The 18208-nt window shown below is 65.7% G+C and carries 14 protein-coding genes; 2 read left to right on the plus strand and 12 right to left on the minus strand.

Annotation, left to right across the window (positions count from 1 at the left end; all coding sequences use genetic code 11):
* Positions 1-37: 37 nt before the first annotated feature.
* The 5 genes from AXW67_RS22070 to pcaF all read right to left on the minus strand — a co-directional run bounded on the left by AXW67_RS22070 (position 38) and on the right by pcaF (position 4851).
* The gene (locus AXW67_RS22070; protein WP_063679536.1) at positions 38-1129 is read right to left on the minus strand and encodes a phosphotransferase; all 1092 of its coding nucleotides are present in this window, start codon (positions 1127-1129) and stop codon (positions 38-40) included.
* Positions 1130-1192: 63 nt separating this feature from the next.
* The gene (gene pcaG, locus AXW67_RS22075; protein ID WP_145927774.1) at positions 1193-1795 is read right to left on the minus strand and encodes a protocatechuate 3,4-dioxygenase subunit alpha; all 603 of its coding nucleotides are present in this window, start codon (positions 1793-1795) and stop codon (positions 1193-1195) included.
* A 1-nt stretch (position 1796) separates the two neighbouring features.
* Positions 1797-2498, minus strand: coding sequence for a protocatechuate 3,4-dioxygenase subunit beta (pcaH, locus tag AXW67_RS22080; protein ID WP_063679537.1), 702 nt, complete (start codon positions 2496-2498; stop codon positions 1797-1799).
* Positions 2499-2633: 135 nt separating this feature from the next.
* Positions 2634-3527 carry a dioxygenase family protein gene (locus AXW67_RS22085; protein WP_063679538.1) on the minus strand — a complete coding sequence of 298 codons (894 nt, stop codon included), beginning with the start codon at positions 3525-3527 and terminating at the stop codon, positions 2634-2636.
* Positions 3528-3642: 115 nt separating this feature from the next.
* Positions 3643-4851: a 3-oxoadipyl-CoA thiolase gene (gene pcaF, locus AXW67_RS22090; RefSeq protein WP_063679539.1), complete on the minus strand. Its 1209-nt coding sequence runs from the start codon at positions 4849-4851 to the stop codon at positions 3643-3645.
* A gap of 429 nt (positions 4852-5280) precedes the next feature.
* Here pcaF and mutS point away from each other — a divergent pair, with 429 nt between their 5' ends.
* Positions 5281-8019 carry a DNA mismatch repair protein MutS gene (gene mutS, locus AXW67_RS22095; RefSeq protein ID WP_063679540.1) on the plus strand — a complete coding sequence of 913 codons (2739 nt, stop codon included), beginning with the start codon at positions 5281-5283 and terminating at the stop codon, positions 8017-8019.
* A gap of 134 nt (positions 8020-8153) precedes the next feature.
* Here mutS and AXW67_RS22100 read toward each other — a convergent pair whose 3' ends face one another.
* From AXW67_RS22100 to AXW67_RS22125, 6 genes are all read right to left on the minus strand, one after another.
* Complete coding sequence (locus AXW67_RS22100) at positions 8154-9830, minus strand: methyl-accepting chemotaxis protein (RefSeq protein WP_145927775.1); 1677 nt, start codon at positions 9828-9830, stop codon at positions 8154-8156.
* Positions 9831-10072: 242 nt separating this feature from the next.
* Positions 10073-10882, minus strand: a complete 810-nt coding sequence (locus AXW67_RS22105) for a hypothetical protein (RefSeq protein ID WP_063679542.1) — start codon at positions 10880-10882, stop codon at positions 10073-10075.
* A gap of 43 nt (positions 10883-10925) precedes the next feature.
* On the minus strand, positions 10926-11435 hold the full coding sequence (locus AXW67_RS22110; protein ID WP_063679543.1) for an OsmC family protein: 510 nt from the start codon (positions 11433-11435) through the stop codon (positions 10926-10928).
* 54 nt (positions 11436-11489) lie between these two features.
* Positions 11490-12275, minus strand: coding sequence for an ABC transporter ATP-binding protein (locus AXW67_RS22115; RefSeq protein ID WP_063679544.1), 786 nt, complete (start codon positions 12273-12275; stop codon positions 11490-11492).
* Between the two features lie 4 nt (positions 12276-12279).
* Positions 12280-13131, minus strand: a complete 852-nt coding sequence (locus AXW67_RS22120) for an ABC transporter permease (RefSeq protein WP_063679545.1) — start codon at positions 13129-13131, stop codon at positions 12280-12282.
* A 423-nt stretch (positions 13132-13554) separates the two neighbouring features.
* Complete coding sequence (locus tag AXW67_RS22125) at positions 13555-14526, minus strand: aliphatic sulfonate ABC transporter substrate-binding protein (protein ID WP_063679546.1); 972 nt, start codon at positions 14524-14526, stop codon at positions 13555-13557.
* 187 nt (positions 14527-14713) lie between these two features.
* Between AXW67_RS22125 and AXW67_RS22130 the strand changes: the two genes are divergently transcribed.
* Positions 14714-17503 (plus strand): [protein-PII] uridylyltransferase, encoded by a 2790-nt coding sequence (locus AXW67_RS22130; RefSeq protein WP_063679547.1) that lies wholly within the window; start codon positions 14714-14716, stop codon positions 17501-17503.
* A gap of 160 nt (positions 17504-17663) precedes the next feature.
* On the opposite strand, the gene AXW67_RS22135 is transcribed toward AXW67_RS22130, so the two are convergent.
* Entirely contained in the window at positions 17664-18194 is a 531-nt protein-coding gene (locus AXW67_RS22135) for a methylated-DNA--[protein]-cysteine S-methyltransferase (protein WP_063679548.1), read from the minus strand.
* Positions 18195-18208: the final 14 nt, after the last annotated feature.

Consider the following 18208-nt stretch of genomic DNA (forward strand, 5'->3'; position numbering starts at 1 on the left):
CATCGCGGCGCTGTACCGCGCCCGGGACACGAGAGCGCTACAAGAACTCCTCGCAGCCCAGATCATCCACCGCCGAAAACACCCGCTCCAGATTGTTCCACCAGATCACCGGCGGGATGTTGATGCTCCACTGCCAGACCGGTTTGGTGATGTGCCAGAGCACCGACCGGCGATAATCCTGGTCGAGCGCCCCGCGGGTGTAGCCGGTGACGCCGTGCGCGATCAGCGTCTCGTAATAGCGGTTGAGCAGCGGGCGTTCGAGCGCCTGCCGGCGCTCCGGATACCATTGCGTCGCCATCATGTAGGCGAGGTCGCCGGTCGGTACGTTGATGCGCCACTGGTCGAAATCGAAGATGCGCACGACGTCCGCGACGCCGGCGCGCGGCAGCAGGAAATTCCAGATATGGGCGTCGCCATGAGCGATCGAGACGTTGCGGCGCGAATGGTAGCGCTCAAATAGCCGGCCCGACTGCTCGATGAAGCGACGGTAGATGATCCGCCGCTCCTCGCTGAGGCGGTCGCCGAGCAGATCGGCGAAGCGGTCGTAGTGGCCCGCGAAGGTCTCCACCAGCTTCGTGCTGTCGTCGGTGCTCATCCAGCTACCGACGGTTTCGCCGAGGCTGGCGTGATCCCACCATGCCGCGTGCATACGCCCCAAGGCCGTGACGATCGCCATCGCCTGGCCGCGCGACGGTGGCAGCGGCCATTGGGTCGCGATCACATGGCTGTCGGTGAGGTCCTCGAGCAGGAGATGCCAGGCGAGACTCTCCTCGTCGAACGTCCCGTCGAAACAGCGTGGCACGACCTGCGCCGGTATCTTTGGCGCGAGCTGGGTGTAGAAGGCCACTTCCTGCCGGCCCGCATTCGCCAAGGTCTTTGCGAAATTGGCATGCGGTGTCTTGAGGATCAGGGATTGTGGCGCGCCGTCGGACTCTCCGACATAGCGCAGCCGGAGCCGGATGATGTGCGAGACGATGGTGTCGCGCTGATGCAGCACCTTCACCTCACGGACGGCGCCGCGGTCCAGCGCGCCCGCCTTGCGCAGCGCCGCAGTGAGGTGGCCGGCCTCAGCCGCCGCCGGCAGTTGCGGATTTGTCATGAAAACCACGACGCCCCTGTGCGGTGCCATACTGCACGAACACACCCGGAAGCGCCAGAACGGTCCGCCTTCACTCAGAAGGCGTCCCCGGTTTTACACGTCGAAGAACACCGTCTCGTCGGCCCCCTGCAGACGCAGGTCGAGGCGATAGACCGGCTTGCCGGCCTCGCGCACCGCAGTCAGCGTCGCCCGGCGATCGGCGGGGACCAGCGCCAGCACGGGATCGGTGGCGTTGGCGGCCTCGTCGCCGAAATAGATGCGGGTGTAGAGATGCCGCAGCATGCCGCGCGCGAACACCGCCACGAGAATGTGCGGCGCCTGCGGCTTGCCGTCGGGGTCCGGCACCACGCCCGGCTTGATCGTTTCGAAGGAATAATTGCCATCCTTGTCGGTGCCACAGCGGGCAAAGCCGCGGAAGCTGGCGTTAGGCAGCGCGCGCTTGTCCTGCGGGTCGGCGAACCGCCCTTGCGCGTCCGCCTGCCAGATCTCCAGCATGCAGTCGGGCACGACGACGCCGTCGCCGTCGAACACGCGGCCCTCGATGCGGATGCGATCGCCGGAGACGTCCGGCGTCAGCGTCGAGTTGGTGAACGCGTCGTTCCAGGCGTACTCGCCGTTCGGCGTCAGGCCGTATTTGAAGAACGGACCGACCGTCTGCGATGGCGTGATCCCGTTGGGCTTCACAGAATCCTGCACTTTAGGTGTTCTCCATTGGCGTGGCGTTCTTGCCGCGCAGCACGATGTTGAAGCGGTAGCACAGCGCCCATTCGGGCTGGGTGTTCTCGAGATCGAACGACGAGACCATTCGCGCGCGCGCCTTCTCGTCTGGCACCGAGTTGAAGATCGGATCGAACGGGAACAGCGGATCGGCCGGAAAATACATCTGCGTCACCAGTCGCGTGACGAAGGAGTGGCCGAACACCGAGAGATGGATGTGCGCCGGCCGCCACGCATTGTGGTGATTGCCCCAGGGATAGGCGCCGGGCTTGATGGTGACGAAGCGATAATAGCCGGAGGCATCGCTCTGGGTGCGGCCAGCGCCAGTGAAGTTCGGATCGAGCGGCGCGGGGTGCTGGTCGCGGACATGGACGTAGCGGCCGCAGGCATTGGCCTGCCATATCTCGACCAGCGAATTCGCGACGCCGCGGCCGTCCTCGTCGAGGACATGGCCGTGCACGATGATGCGCTCGCCGAGCGGCTCGCCCGCGTGCTGGCGGGTGAGATCATTGTCGCCCTCACGCACGGTCTCGTGGCCGTAGACAGGGCCGGTGAGCTCCGACAGCGTGTGGCGCATCGGGATCAGGGGCTTGTTCGGCGCGCGCTTGATCGAGCTCTTGTAGTCGGGCGACAGCGGCAGCGGGTGCGCCTTGTTGCTGTCGACGGGGTAGATGAATGTCATGGCCAAACTCCTGGCGCCAAACTCCTGGCGAACTTCCTCCCCGGCCATTTTAGCTCCGACCGGTCAACGCTTCGGCCAATCATTATAATATATAACTAATCGAGGGAAGCTGGTTTAGCGGCCTCCTGCAGCGCCCTATTTGATCGGCGGACGCGGCAGTATGGCCTCGCCGGCCTCGAGCCGGTAGGTGTGGTCGAGCGAATACCAGGGCGTCGCGACGTCAGGCTCGGTCGGATGCGGCGAATCATGGCGCAGGAACTTGCCGATCAGCGCTTGTGTCACGCCGAACTGCACGTCGCTGTCGATGTGAGGATCGGCGGGATCATAGACCTGCGAGATCAGCACCTTGAATCCGGGCTTGAAGATCAGGCCATGCAGATGCGCGGGACGATAGGGGTGCCGGCTCTGCGCCTCCAGGAGGCGGCCGACGACACCGTCGGTCGGAATGGGATAGCCAACCATCATCACCGAGCGGAAGGAGAAGCGTCCATCCTGGTCGGTCGTGAACTTGCCGCGCAGGTTCATGTCGGCCTGCTCGGGATCCTGGTTCTCATAGAGACCGACCGGCGAAGCGTGCCAGATATCGACCTCGGCGCCCGCGATGGGACGACCGTCCTTGTCCACCACACGGCCGCTGACGAACAGCGGCGCACCCGGCGTATCGGAACGAACGATCGACCCGCCATTCTCCACCCGCGGTGAGTTCAATCGCCAGAACGGTCCGAGCAGTGACTGATCCGTCTCCGTGTTGCCCTGATCGCCATTGTTCAAGAGGCACACCAGCGAGGAGACGCCGAGCGAACCCGCCATCAGCACGGCTTCATTATGCGTGTCGGTCGTGAGCTTGCCGAGCTCGACCAGGATCGCCGCGGCGTCGCGGAATTCCGCCTCGGTCAGGCGGACATCGCGGACGAAGCCGTGCAGGTGCTTGACCAGGGAGATCATGATCTGGCGCAGCCGCGGATCGGACGTCCGCTCCATCACGGCCAATGCCGAGGCCGTGACGTCCTGCTCACGCTCGATGATCATGGGTCATTTTCTCCCTGTCATTCCGGGATGGTCCGAAGGACCAGACCCGGAATCTCGAGATCCCGGATTCCGCCCTACCGGGCGGCTCCGGGATGACGGGCCGCTACGCGTCCCGTCAATTCAGCTTCTCGATCGCGACCGCGACGCCCTGGCCGACGCCGACGCACATGGTGGCGAGCGCGAGCTTGCCGCCGCGCTTCTCCATGCCGTGCACGGCGGTGAGCGCGAGGCGCGCGCCGCTCATGCCGAGGGGATGGCCGAGCGCGATCGCACCGCCATGCGGATTGACGAAGTCGGCATCGTCCTTGACGCCGAGCTGGCGCAGGCAGGCGATGCCCTGCGAGGCGAAAGCCTCGTTCAGCTCGATCAGGTCAAAGTCACTGATCTTCTTGCCGAGACGCTCCATCAGCTTGCGAGTGGCAGGGACCGGACCGATGCCCATGATGCGCGGCGGCACGCCGGCCGAGGCAAGACCGAGGATGCGGGCGCGCGGCGTCAGACCGTGCTTCTTCACGACGGCCTCGGAGGCCAGGATCATCGCAGCGGCGCCGTCATTGACGCCGGAGGCGTTGCCGGCCGTCACCGTGCCGGGATTGCGCACGATCGGCTTCAGCTTGGCGAGGCCTTCGAGCGTGGTCTCGGGACGCGGATGCTCGTCCTTGTCGACCGTGATCGGGCCGGCCTTGCCGCCGGGGATCGTGATCGGCGTGATCTCTTCCGCGAAATAGCCGGCCGCGATCGCGGCACCGGCACGCTGCTGCGAGCGGATTGCGAAGGCGTCCTGGTCGGCGCGCGAGACCTGGAATTCCTCGGCGACGTTCTCGCCGGTCTCGGGCATGGCGTCGACGCCATACTGCGCCTTCAGCAGCGGATTGATGAAGCGCCAGCCGATCGTGGTGTCGAAAATCTCGGCGGAGCGCGAGAAGGCTTCCTGCGCCTTGCCCATTACGAACGGCGCGCGCGTCATCGATTCGACGCCGCCGGCAATGGCGAATTCGATCTCGCCCGAACGGATCGCACGGCCTGCGGCGCCGACCGCATCGAGGCCGGAGGCGCAGAGCCGGTTCAGGGTCTGGCCGGGAACCGAATCCGGCAGACCCGCGAGCAGGAGCGCCATGCGCGCGACGTTGCGGTTGTCCTCGCCGGCCTGGTTGGCGCAGCCGAAGAAGACTTCGTCGACCTGCGACCAGTCGAGATTGGGGTGCTTGGCCATCAGCGCCTTGATCGGTGCGGCGGCGAGGTCGTCGGCGCGCACCTTGGCGAGCGCGCCGCCGAAACGGCCGATCGGGGTCCGCACGGCATCGCAGATAAAGACATCACGCATCGTTGTTCTCCCTGAATGCCGCGGTTCGGCCAAAATTCTTCAATGACGGCGGAGTTTTAGGAGGGCGCCCGCGGCAGGTCAATTGACGGTTTCGCGGGGCGCGTATTCGACCAAGCGCCATGAAACTCCGCTGTCATTCCGGGGCGCCCGAAGGGCGAGCCCGGAATCCATAACCACCGATCGGGGCTATGGATTCCGGGCCTGCGCCTGTCGGCGCATCCCGGAATGACGACCGAGAATGTGTCGACCGCGTTCCACAACACGGACAACGTGGAAAACCCGCCTCCCCCGGCCAAACCGATAGGAGGGTGGTGCGAAATTTTGTAGGTTGCGCCGCTTGGAGCACGGTCAGAACCGCACTCCAAGCCTCTTGTTTTTGACGCGTTTTCTTCACGCGAACCGGTGCCCACTTCACTCGAAAACGCTCTGATGACGACCCAACAGCCCATCCCCGCGCCCGCCCCTGAACCCACGCCCGCGCCACAGGCGGAAACTTCTGCGCGCGTGACGCCGATGATGGAGCAGTACCTGGAGATCAAGGCGGCGCATCCGGGCCTGCTGCTGTTCTACCGGATGGGCGATTTCTACGAATTGTTCTTCGAGGATGCCGAGATCGCCTCCAAGACGCTCGGCATCGTGCTGACCAAGCGCGGCAAGCATCAGGGCGCCGATATTGCGATGTGCGGCGTGCCGGTTGAGCGCGCCGAGGATTATCTGCATCGCCTGATCACCGCGGGCCACCGGGTCGCGGTGTGCGAGCAGACCGAAGATCCCGCCGCCGCCAAGGCGCGCGGCAACAAGAGCGTGGTCCGTCGCGGCGTGGTGCGGCTGGTCACCCCGGGCACGCTGACCGAGGACACGCTGCTCGATGCACGCGCCAACAATTATCTGCTGGCGATTGCGCGCGCCCGCTCCTCCGCCGGCGGCGACCGCTTCGGGCTCGCCTGGATCGACATCTCCACCGCCGAATTCATGGTGACGGAGTGCAGCGGCGGCGAGCTCGCCGCGACGCTGGCGCGCATCAATCCGAACGAGGCGATCGTCACCGACGCGCTTTATGGCGACAGCGAGCTCGGGCAAACCTTGCGCGAGCTGCCGGCGGTGACGCCGCTGACCCGCGATGTCTTCGACGGCGCCACCGCCGAGAAGCGGCTGTGCGACTACTTTGCAGTCGCCACCATGGACGGGCTGGCGCAGCTCACGCGTCTGGAGGCAACAGCCGCGGCCGCTGCCGTGACCTACGTCGACCGTACCCAGGTCGGCAAGCATCCGCCGCTGTCGCCGCCGGCGCGCGAAGCGTCGGGCGCGACCATGGCGATCGATCCTGCCACCCGCGCCAATCTCGAGCTGACGCGCACGCTCGCGGGCGAGCGCCGCGGCTCGCTGCTCGATGCCATCGACTGCACGGTGACCTCGGCCGGTTCGCGCCTGCTTGCGCAGCGGCTCGCGGCACCGCTGACGGATGCGGCGGGCATCGCGCGTCGGCTCGATGCGGTCAGCGCTTTCGCTACGGATTCAGCCGCGCGCGAGGACATCCGCAGCATCCTGCGCGGTGCTCCCGACATGTCGCGCGCGCTGGCGCGGCTCTCGGTCGGCCGTGGCGGACCCCGCGACCTTGCAGGCATCCGCGACGGCATCGTGGCCGCCGACCAGGTGCTGGCGCGGCTCTCCGAACTCGACCAGCCGCCACAGGAGATCGCGACCGTGATGGCGGCGATGCAGCGGCCGTCGCGCGAGCTGGCGGCAGAATTTGCCGTCGCGCTCGCCGAGCAATTGCCGCTGATCAAGCGCGACGGCGGCTTCGTCCGCGAGGGCTACGAGCCCGCGCTCGACGAGGCCCGCAATCTGCGCGACGCCTCGCGGCTCGTGGTGGCCTCGATGCAGGCGCGCTACGCCGACGACACAGGCGTCAAAGGCCTGAAGATCCGCCACAACAACGTGCTCGGCTATTTCGTCGAGGTGACGGCGCAGCACGGCGACAAGCTGATGTCGCCGCCGCTGAATGCCACCTTCATCCACCGCCAGACGCTGGCGGGCCAGGTGCGTTTTACCACTTCAGAGCTCGGCGAGATCGAGGCCAAGATCGCCAATGCCGGCGACCGCGCGCTCGGGCTCGAGCTCGATATCTTCGAGCGGCTCTGTGCCAAGGCGCTGGCGATCAGCGACGATCTGCGCGCCGCCGCGCACGCCTTCGCGCTGCTCGATGTCGCAACGTCGCTGGCCAAACTCGCGGTCGACGACAACTACGTGCGGCCCGAGGTCGACGGCTCGCTCGGCTTTGCGATCGAGGCCGGCCGCCATCCCGTGGTCGAGCAGGCCTTGAAGCGCAATGGCGAGCCGTTCATTGCCAACGCCTGCGATCTCTCGCCGGCGCCTGGGCAAAAGTCCGGCCAGCTCTGGCTGCTCACCGGTCCCAACATGGCCGGTAAGTCGACCTTCCTGCGCCAGAACGCGCTCATTGCTCTCCTCGCGCAAATTGGCAGCTTCGTGCCGGCCTCGCGCGCGCGGATCGGCATCATCGACCGCTTGTTCTCGCGCGTCGGCGCCGCCGACGATCTCGCCCGCGGCCGCTCCACCTTCATGGTGGAGATGGTCGAGACCGCGGCGATCCTCAACCAGGCCGGCGAACGCTCGCTCGTGATCCTCGACGAGATCGGCCGCGGCACCGCGACCTTCGACGGCCTGTCGATCGCCTGGGCGGCGATCGAGCATCTGCACGAGAGCAACCGCTGCCGCACGCTGTTCGCCACTCACTATCACGAGCTCACCGCGCTCTCGGCCAAGCTGCCGCGGATGTTCAACGCGACGGTGCGGGTGAAGGAATGGCAGGGCAACGTCGTGTTTCTGCACGAGGTGCTGCCGGGCTCGGCCGACCGATCCTACGGCATCCAGGTCGCAAAGCTCGCGGGCCTGCCGCCGGCGGTGATCACGCGCGCGAAATCCGTCTTGGCAAAGCTCGAGGCGCAGGATCGCGGCCAGACCGCGCGCGCCCTCGTCGACGATCTGCCGCTGTTCGCGGTGCCCTCGCGCGCCGCCGCCGAGGACGCACCGCCGAGCGAGGCCGACTTGTTGATGGAAGCGGTGAAAGCGCTGCATCCCGACGAAATGACGCCACGCGAGGCGCTGGATGCGCTCTATGCCTTGAAGGCCAAGCTGCCGAAGCAGTGACAATGCCGTAGGGTGGATTAGCCGAAGGCGTAACCCACCACCTTTGTCGCCGCTCGAGAAGAGGTGGGTTACGCTTGGCGGACTGCGCTTCGCGCAGCCGCAGAGCTAACCCACCCTACGATCCGGGTGCCCGGCTATGCCCTTGCCGCGATCGCGGCGGCTTCCGCGGCGGCGCGCTGCATGCTGGTCGACATCTCGTTCGTCACCGTGCTCTGCTCCTCGACTGCGGCCGCCGTCGACGTCACATATTCACTGACACTGTTGATGGCGTGCTTGATCGAGCCGAGCGCGCTGACGACGTCGCCGGAAATGCCATTGAGGCTGCCGATCTCCTGGGCGATCTTGTCGGTCGCCTGCTTGGCCTGGTTGGCGAGGCTCTTCACTTCGGAAGCGACCACCGCAAAGCCGCGGCCGGCCTCGCCTGCACGGGCGGATTCGATCGTGGCGTTGAGCGCCAGCAGATTGATCTGCCCGGTGATGCTGTTGATCATCTCGACGATACCGCTCATCGCCTGCGCCGCCTCGGTGAGGCGCTGGGCCTGCGCATCGGCGGCCGCGACCTGCTCCACCGCGCCCAGCGCTGTCTCGCGCGATTTCGTCATGGCTTCGGAGATTTCCCGCACCGAGGCGTTCAGCTCCTCCGAGCCGGAGGCAACCGACTCCATCATGCCGCGGACGCGTTCATTGCCCATGCGGACCAGCACCTGCTTGGTGGTATCGGCCGCGTATTTCACGACCTTGAACGGCTTGCCGTTGAGATCGAGGATGGGATTGTAGGAGGCCTGGATGTAGACCTCCTTGCCACCCTTGCCGATACGCTTGTATTCGCCCGCCTGGTACTGGCCGCGGTTGAGCGCCGCCCAGAACTCACGATAGGCCGCGCCGTCGCGGTCCGACGGCTCGACGAACATGCTGTGGTGGCGCCCCTTGATCTCGTCGAGCGAGTAGCCGAGCGCACCGAGGAAATTGGGGTTGGCGGTGATGATCGTGCCGTCCATGTTGAATTCGATCACCGCCTGCGCCTTCCCGATCGCCGCGATCTGACCGGCGAGGTCAGCGTTCTTCAGCTTCTCTGCGGTGACGTCGGTTGCGAATTTCACCACGCCGAACGGCTTGCCGGCCTCGTCGAGCAGCGGATTGTAGGAGGCAAGGATCCAGACTTCGCGGCCACCCTTGCCGATGCGCTTGTATTCGGCCGCCTGGTACTGGCCGCGGTTGAGCGCGGCCCAGAACTCGCGATAGGTCGCGCTGTCGCGTTCAGCCTGCGGCACGAACAGGCTGTGATGCTTGCCCTGGATCTCGCTCAGCGAATAGCCGAGCGCATTGCGGAAGTTCTCGTTGGCGGTGACGATGGTGCCGTCGAGCTTGAACTCGATAACGGCCTGCGCGCGGCTGATGGCGGCGATCTTCGACGCATCCGCCATGCTGCGAATCTTCTTCTCGGTGATATCGGTCGCGATCTTCACGACCTTGACGGGCTTGCCGGCGCCATCAAGCACCGGATTGTAGGACGCCTCGATCCAGACCTCGCGGCCGCCTTTGGCGATCCGCTTGAATTCGCCGGCCTGGGCCTCGCCGCGGTTGAGCTGCGTCCAGAACGCCTTGTACTCGGCGCCATCGCGCTGATCGGCCGGCATGAACATGGCGTGCTTCTTGCCGTTGATCTCCTCGCGGGAATAGCCGAGGGCGCCGAGGAAATTCTGGTTGGCGTCGAGGACCGTGCCGTCCATGGCGAATTCGATCACGGCCTGCGAGCGGCCGATGGCGGCAAGCTGCGCTTCTGAGTCACCGCGGGACTTGCGACCAAACATCAAGGAATCTCCGTTTCAAAATAAGACCGACGGGAAACAGCGTGTCGGAACCGGTGGTCATGACCAGGCGGCAGCGCTGCCGGACTCCAAACAAATCCCGCGAGATCCGAGCGATCGAAAGAACCGTCAAAATGCGTGCTGACGGAATCGGATGCGGGTACGCAGTGTTGATTCGTACGGGAAAAGCTCGAACAAAGTTCTAACAAAAGGGGCGGAAGTACCCGTCGCGCCTGTCCGCAATCTCACGACGCCCGAAGCGCCTTGCGCGTCGCACGCCGGCCGTTCCACCAGAGCGTCAGATTCCAGCTGACGCAGGTCGCGAGCGCCAGGCTCAAGCCGATCGCAGAGCCGAACCACACCACGGCCACGTGCATGACCGCGATCGCCATGCCGAATCCGAGCAGCCCCCAGGCGGAATTGGCGAGCACTGCCGCGGTCGGCGGACCGCCGATGCGCGGATGGAGGATCACCATCATGCTGGTGAAGACGATCGGGTAGAGCGCGATGACGCCGGAGACCCGCGGGCCGACCCAGCCCGACGTCGAGACCACGATCGCGACCAGGGTCGCAACCAGGGTCGCACGAAACGGAATGTCGTACCAGCGGCGCGTGACCAGCGGCATCTTCACATGGCGGTAGCGCGCCAGCAGCGGAATGCAGATACCGAACGCGATCAGATTGACGGCGAGCCCGGCCGCCAGCGTCCAGTCGAACAGACGGATGATCGACGCGAGCACGATCCAGACCGCGACTGCGCTTCCGCAACTCACCAGAAGACTACGCCGCTGCGCCAGCACGACATAAATGAGCCCGAGAACGATCGTCGCCGCATTGACCGGCAGGCTCGCCAGCGCGCCCTGCGCAATGAAGGCGGCGTCATGGTCGAGCGCGAGGAAGACGTAGGAGGGACCGGCCGAGATCGGCAGGGTCGCCACCAGCGCCCCGATCACCGGCCCCGAACGCTCGGTGATGATCGACGCCGACACGACAAACGCCGCGGCGATCGCCATGCGCAATACGAGGAGGAGGATGAAGTGGAGCTCGGGGGGCATTTTTTTGCTTCTTACCGTCCCCTGGAGGGGGAGGGTAAGAAAATCACACCCGCTGCATCGAGACCGAAACCTTCGGCCCGTTCTTGATGGTCTGATAGACCACGCAATAGCGCTCGGTGAGCTTGAGCAGCAGATCGAGCTTGTCCTGCGGCGCATCGGTGTCGACCTCGAAGCGCAGGCGGATCTCGGCGAAGCCGACCGGCGTCTCCTTGTCGACGCCGAGCGTGCCGCGGAAATCGAGATCGCCTTCGGCGTAGACGTTACCGGTCTTCAGCGGCACCTCGATCGCGGTCGCGACCGATTTCAGCGTGACGCCGGCGCAGGCGACCAGCGCCTCCAGCAACATGTCGCCCGAGCAGAGCTCGAGGCCGGAGCCGCCGGTGGCCGGATGCAGGCCAGCCATCGCGATCGCGCGGCCGGTCTCGACCTTGCAGGCGATGCCATCACTGTCGGTCGAGCCCTTCGCCTTCAGCGTGATCAGTGCGGCTTTGGGATCGGTCTTGTAGCGCTCCTTGATCGGAGCCTGCATCTGGCGCAGTTCGGCGGCGTCCATGTTGTTCTCTCCCGGCAAAATCGCCCCTCGATGTACCGGCTTGAGGGGAGATTGTCACCACCACATGGCCTGACCGGGACCCTGGGTTGCGTCACGGTCGGGGACGTTGCGGTCGAGCGAACGATCGAGTGACGTCAGCACACTGCGCTTGAAATTCTCGAACAGCGGCGAATTGCGGTCGCGCGGCCGCGTCAGATTGATCTCGATCTGGTCGAACAGCCGGCCCGGCCGCGGCCGCATCACCAGCACGCGATCGGCCAGCACCACGGCTTCGTCGACGTCATGCGTGACCAGGATCAGCGTCGGCCGCGTATCGGCCCAGAGGTCGAGCAGATGGTCCTGGAGGTCGCGCCGGGTGAAGGCATCGAGCGCGGAGAACGGCTCGTCGAGCAGCAGCACCTCGGGCTGCGGCACCAGCGCGCGCGCGATCGCGACGCGCTGCGCCTGCCCGCCCGAGAGCTCGCGCGGCCAGGCCTCGGCCTTGTCGGCAAGTCCAACGCGTTCGAGCGCACGCGCCACCTTCTGGCGCCGCTCTGCCGCAGGCAGGTCGGCGAGGCCGAAGCCGATATTGTCGGCGACGCTGAGCCAGGGCAAAAGCCGCGGCTCCTGGAAGATGATCCCGATCTTGGCGTGCGGCGAGGTGATTGCTTCGCTGTCGAGCGTCACCGTGCCGGCGCTCGCGCGGTCGAGGCCGGCGATCGCACGCAAGAGCGTGGACTTACCGCAGCCGGAGCCGCCGATGATGGCGATGATCTCGCCTTGCCCGATCTCCGCCGAGAAGCGCGCCAGCGCCTGCACGCCGTTGGGATAGGTCTTGCTGACCCGGTCGAGCGCCAGCATCGCGTCAAGCTCCCTTCGCGCGCCCGAAGGCGTCCTGCCAGCGCAGGAAAGGTAAAGCTGCAACCTCGATCAGCCAGTCGGTGAGCTTGCCGAGGATCGCGAAGATCACGATCGCGGCGAGGATCTGCGCGGGCTTGCCGAGCTGCTGGCCGTCGAGCAGGAGATAGCCGAGGCCTTCGGAAGCGCCGATCAGCTCGGCTGCCACCACGAACATCCAGCCCAGACCGAGGCCGACACGCAAGGACACCACATAGGCCGGCAGCACCGCGGGCAGCAGGATGCGGCGGATCATGGCAGGTCCCGAGAGGCGGAAGACGCGGCCGACCTCGACAACCTTGCGATCGACCGAGAGGATCGCGCCCATGACGCCGAGATAAACCGGGAAGAACACGCCGACCGCGATCAGCGCGATCTTCGACGTCTCGAAGATGCCGAGCCAGAGGATGAACAGCGGCACCCAAGCGAGCGACGGGATCGCGCGCAATGCTTGCACTGTGGGATCAAGGAGCCGCCGCGCCAGCGACCAGTAGCCGGAGATCGCGCCAAGCGCCGTCCCTGCAACGACGCCGAAGGCGAAGCCGAGCCCGACGCGCCACAGCGTCGCGGCAATGTGCCGCGCCAGCTCGCCGGAGTGCGCAAGCTCCAAAATGGTCGCGAAGATGCGCGAGGGCGGTGGCACCAGCCGGCCATTGGAGTAGCCCAGCCACACCACGAGTTCCCAGCCGACCGCAAGGATCAGCGGCAGCAAGATCCCGAGCATCGGCCGCGCATAACGCGCAAGCCGCGACGGCGCGGGCGCGGCGGTGCTTTCGGCTTGTTCCGAGGATTGTTGCAGGACTGGCGCGTCGGAGATCATGGCCGTAGGAAGCGCGTCTCGCCGGGGAATGCAAGGGCGTGCGGCATTCTCAGCGGCTCCCTTCCTTCTCCCCTTGTAGGAGAAGGTCCGCGACGGATGAGGGGTTCTCTCCACGCGCAAGACCGTTCGTGAGGATAGAGACCTCTCACCCGGCTTCGCGTTCCGCGAAGCCACCCTCCCTCACAAGGTAGGGCAATCGCATATGAGAGAGGAGTTTGGCAGGTAGGCTCCTTGCGGCCCATCCTTCGAGACGCCCGCTTTTGGCGGGCTCCTCAGGATGAGGTCTTGTTTTGCGGCAAAATCTTAGACCCTCATGGTGAGGAGCGCCTTACGGCGCGTCTCGAACCATGAAGGTCCGAGCGCGTTCGCGCTACAAGGGCATATGCGATAGCCCTGCCCCCACAAGGGGGAGGGTTAGCAGCGTCAATTCGTCGGCAGCGGGACCTGGTCGTCGATCAGGGCATCGAGCGTTGCCTTCACGTCGACCTTGGCGTCGACGACGCCGGCCTGCTGGAGCGCGAGGCCGGCGGCGAGGATGGACTCGCGCTGGGGCGTGCCGATGCGGCTGTGGGTGAGCTCGGTGCGCTCCTTGAGCTGCTTGTCGACGACGGCCTCAGGCAGCTTGGTCACGGCGATGAAGGTCTTCTTCAGCTCGTCGTAATTCGCCAGCGAATATTTCCGGGCCTCCTCGTACACCGCCAGCACGCGGCGGGCGACGTCCGGATAGTCCTTCAGGAACTGCTCGCGCGCATTGAGGATGCCCCAGGTGTTGGCGTCGGCCTTGCGATAGAACAGCTTTGCGCCCTCTTCCACCTCGGCCTGCGCCATCATCGGATCGAGGCCGGCCCAGGCGTCGACATCGCCGCGGATCATTGCGGTCTTGCCGTCGGCATGCTGGAGCAGCACCGGCGTGATGTCCTTTTCGGTCAGGCCCGCCGCGAGCAGCGCGCGCACCAGGAAGATGTGCGGATCGGTGCCGCGCGTCACCGCGACGCGCTTGCCCTTCAAATCAGCCACGCTCGCGATCTTGGAATCCTTGCCCGTGACCAGCGCGGTCCACTCGGGACGCGAATAGACATAGATCGACTTGATCGGGTTGCCGTTGATCCGGGCCACCAGCGCCGCCGAGCCCGCGGTCGAGCCGAAATCGATCGAGCCCGCATTGAGGAATTCGAGCGCCTTGTTGGAGCCGGCCGACTGCACCCAAGTGATGCTGATGCCGTCCTTGGCGAACTCCTTCTCCAAAAGCCCCTTCTGCTTCAGGACCAGCGACACCGGATTGTAGGTCGCCCAATCGATGCGGATCTCCTTGAGCGGCTCCGCCGCTCGCGCCGCAGGGGTCAATGCAAGAGCCACGGCTCCTGCCAACAGAACGCGTCGTGAAAGTTGAGTCATACCCGGCTCCTCGGAAACTTCATTGTTTTTCAATGAGTTATATCTAGAGGTCAACAGGAAAATCCGCCCCTTGAAAGCCTGCCCGCCGAGAACAAGTTTGCCGGAAGCGAGCCTTTTCAAGCATGGAACGACTATTGCCTGAGAATGGCGGGTGACAGCGCCTGTCACCTCTTATATCCGGTGAAGCATGGATAGCGTTGCGACCCAACACAGAGCAGAGGTGGACGACCGCTTCGACACCGCACGGATCACCGCCGCGGTCGATGCGCTCGCTGAAAAGCACGAAGGGCGCGAGGACGTGTTCCGCTCCGCGCTGGCGCAACTGCTCAAGGCCGAGCTGATCGCCGCCCGCGCGGAGGCGCAGAAGATTCTGCTGAAGGACCGCCACGGCCGGCGCTGCGCCGAGCGGCTGTGCCACGTGCAGGACGAGATCATCCGCATCCTGTACGCGGCCGCAACCCAGCATCTCTACCGCTCGCCGATCCCGAGCGGAGCCGAGCGCATGTCGGTGGTCGCGACCGGCGGCTATGGCCGCGGCCTGATGGCACCGGAATCCGACATCGATCTGCTGTTCATCCTGCCCTACAAGCAGACCGCCTGGGGCGAGCAGGTGGCGGAAGCCATCCTTTATTGCCTCTGGGACATGGGCCTGAAGGTCGGCCACGCCACGCGCTCGGTCGACGAGTCGATCCGCCAGGCGCGCGGCGACATGACCATCCGCACCGCGATCCTGGAGACGCGCTTCCTCACCGGAGACAAGCCGCTCTATGACGAGCTGGTCGCGCGCTTCGACAAGGAAGTGGTGCAGGGCACGGCGTCGGAATTCGTCACCGCGAAACTCGCCGAGCGCGAGGAGCGGCATCGACGCGGCGGCCAGTCGCGCTATCTGGTCGAGCCCAACGTCAAGGACGGCAAGGGCGGCCTGCGCGACCTGCACACGCTGTTCTGGATCGCCAAATACGTCTACCGCGTGCGCGACACCGACGAGCTGGTGGAGCGCGGCGTGTTCGACGCGCAGGAATTCCGCTCGTTCCGCCGCTGCGCCGATTTCCTCTGGTCGGTGCGTTGCAATCTGCACTTCTACTGCGGCCGCGCCGAGGAGCGCCTCTCCTTCGACCTGCAGCGCGAGATCGCGGTCCGCCTCGGCTACACCTCGCATCCCGGCATGCAGGACGTCGAGCGCTTCATGAAGCACTACTTCCTGGTGGCCAAGGAGGTCGGCAATCTCACCGCCATCCTCTGCGCCAAGCTCGAGGACCAGCAGGCCAAGCCAGCGCCGGTCCTGAGCCGGATGATGGCGCGGTTGCGGCCGAGCGCCGTGAAGCGGCGCGTGCCCGAGAGCGACGACTTCATCGTCGACAACAATCGCATCAACGTCGCCGCGCCCGACGTCTTCAAGCACGATCCGGTCAATTTGATCCGGATCTTCCGCCTGGCGCAGAAGAACAACCTCGCCTTCCATCCGGATGCGATGCGCGACGTGACGCGCTCGCTCAATTTGATCAACGGGGCCCTGCGCGAAAATCCCGAGGCCAACCGTCTCTTCATGGAGATCCTGACGTCCGACAACGCGGAGATCGTGCTGCGGCGGATGAACGAGACCGGCGTGCTCGGTCATTTCATCCGCGCCTTCGGCAAGATCGTCTCGATGATGCAGTTCAACATGTATCATCACTACACCGTCGACGAGCATTTGATCCGCTGCATCGGCTTCCTGCAGGACATCGAGCGCGGCGGCATCGAGGAGTTCGCGCTCGCCAGCGACCTCATGCGCAAGACCCGGCCCGAGCACCGGCCGGTGATCTACATCGCGACGCTGCTGCACGACGTTGCCAAGGGCCGGCCGGAGGATCACTCGATCGCTGGCGCCAAGGTGGCCCGCCGGCTCTGCCCACGTCTCGGCTTCAGCCCGGCCGATACCGAGCTCGTGGCCTGGCTGATCGAGGAGCATCTGACCATGTCCACGGTCGCGCAGTCGCGCGACCTCTCCGACCGCAAGACGATCGAGAATTTCGCCGCCGTGGTGCAGTCGGTCGAGCAGATGAAGCTGCTCACGATCCTGACCACGGCCGACATCCGCGGTGTCGGCCCGGGCGTGTGGAACGGCTGGAAGGCGCAGCTCCTGCGCTCTCTCTATTATGAGACCGAGCCGGTGCTGACCGGCGGTTTCTCGGAAGTCGACCGCGGCAAGCGCCTCGCGGCCGCACACGCCGAATTCCGCATGGCGTTCGCCGAATGGCCGAAGGACGAGCTCGACGCCTATATCGGCCGGCACTATCCGGCCTATTGGCTCAAGGTCGAGCTGCCGCGAAAAATCCGCCACGCCCGCTTCGTGCGATCGAGCGAACAGGCCGGCCACAAGCTCGCGATCAATGTCGGCTTCGACGAGGTGCGCGGCGTCACCGAGCTGACGATCTTCGCCGCAGACCATCCCTGGCTGCTGTCGATCATCGCGGGCGCCTGTGCGTCCGCCGGCGCCAACATCGTCGACGCGCAAATCTACACCACGACCGACGGCCGCGCGCTGGACACCATCTCGATTTCGCGGGAATACGACCGCGACGAGGACGAGGGCCGGCGCGCCACGCGGATCGGCGAGATGATCGAGGACGTGCTGGAAGGCAAGCTGCGCCTGCCGGAAGTGGTGGCGCGCCGCGCCGTGCGCAGCAAGGCGCGGCCCTTCGTGATCGAGCCGGAAGTGATCATCAACAACCAGTGGTCCGATCGTTACACCGTCATCGAGGTGTCCGGCCTCGACCGCCCCGGCCTGCTCTACGAGCTGACCACCGCGATCTCGAAGCTCAACCTCAACATCGCCTCGGCCCATGTCGCGACCTTCGGCGAGCGTGCGCGCGACGTGTTCTATGTCACCGATCTGCTCGGCGCACAGATCAACGCTCCGACGCGTCAGGCCGCGATCAAGAGCGCGCTGATCCATGTGATAACCGGCGACAAGGCGGTTCAGCCGGCGGCGTGAGGACGGGCTTCGCGCACTACTCTCTTCCTCGTCATTCCGGGGCGCCGCGCAGCGGCGAACCCGGAATCCATTTCGCCACCTGCTCTGCAGATAAATGGATTCCGGGCTCGCGCTTCGCGCGCCCCGGAATGACGAAAGGAGAGGCGAGCGCGCCGCCGCCCTAAACCTCCACGCCCTCATGCCTGAGCAGCCAGCGCTTGCGCTCGAGGCCGCCGCCGTATTTCACCAGCGAACCATCGGCGCCGATCAGGCGGTGACAGGGCAGCACCACGCTGATCGGGTTGGAGCCGTTGGCGTGACCGACCGCGCGCACAGCCTTGGGCATGTCGAGCTTCGCGGCGAGCGCGCCATAGTTGAGCGTGGTGCCAACGGGGATTGTCGCGAGCGCCGTCCAGACCTTGCGCTGGAACGGCGTGCCGGCGACGCGCCAGGCGACCGTCGCAAGCTGGGAAAGATCGCCGTCGAAATAGCCTGACAGCGCGGCCTTCATGCTGGCGGGCGCCGGCTGATTGCGCAGCTCCACCGCACCGTAATGCAGGCGCAGGAGCTCGCGCATGCGGTGCTCGTAATCCTCCCAGTCCAGCGCCCGCAGCACGCCTTCGGCATCGGTGACGAGCAGCGCGATCCCGATCGGCGTCTTCAGCCGATCAAGACCGAAGCTCTCAGGTCGATGTGTCGGTCGAGCGTTCATTGCGACACCATTGC

The organism is Bradyrhizobium neotropicale (assembly GCF_001641695.1).
In the GTDB taxonomy this organism is placed as follows: domain Bacteria; phylum Pseudomonadota; class Alphaproteobacteria; order Rhizobiales; family Xanthobacteraceae; genus Bradyrhizobium; species Bradyrhizobium neotropicale.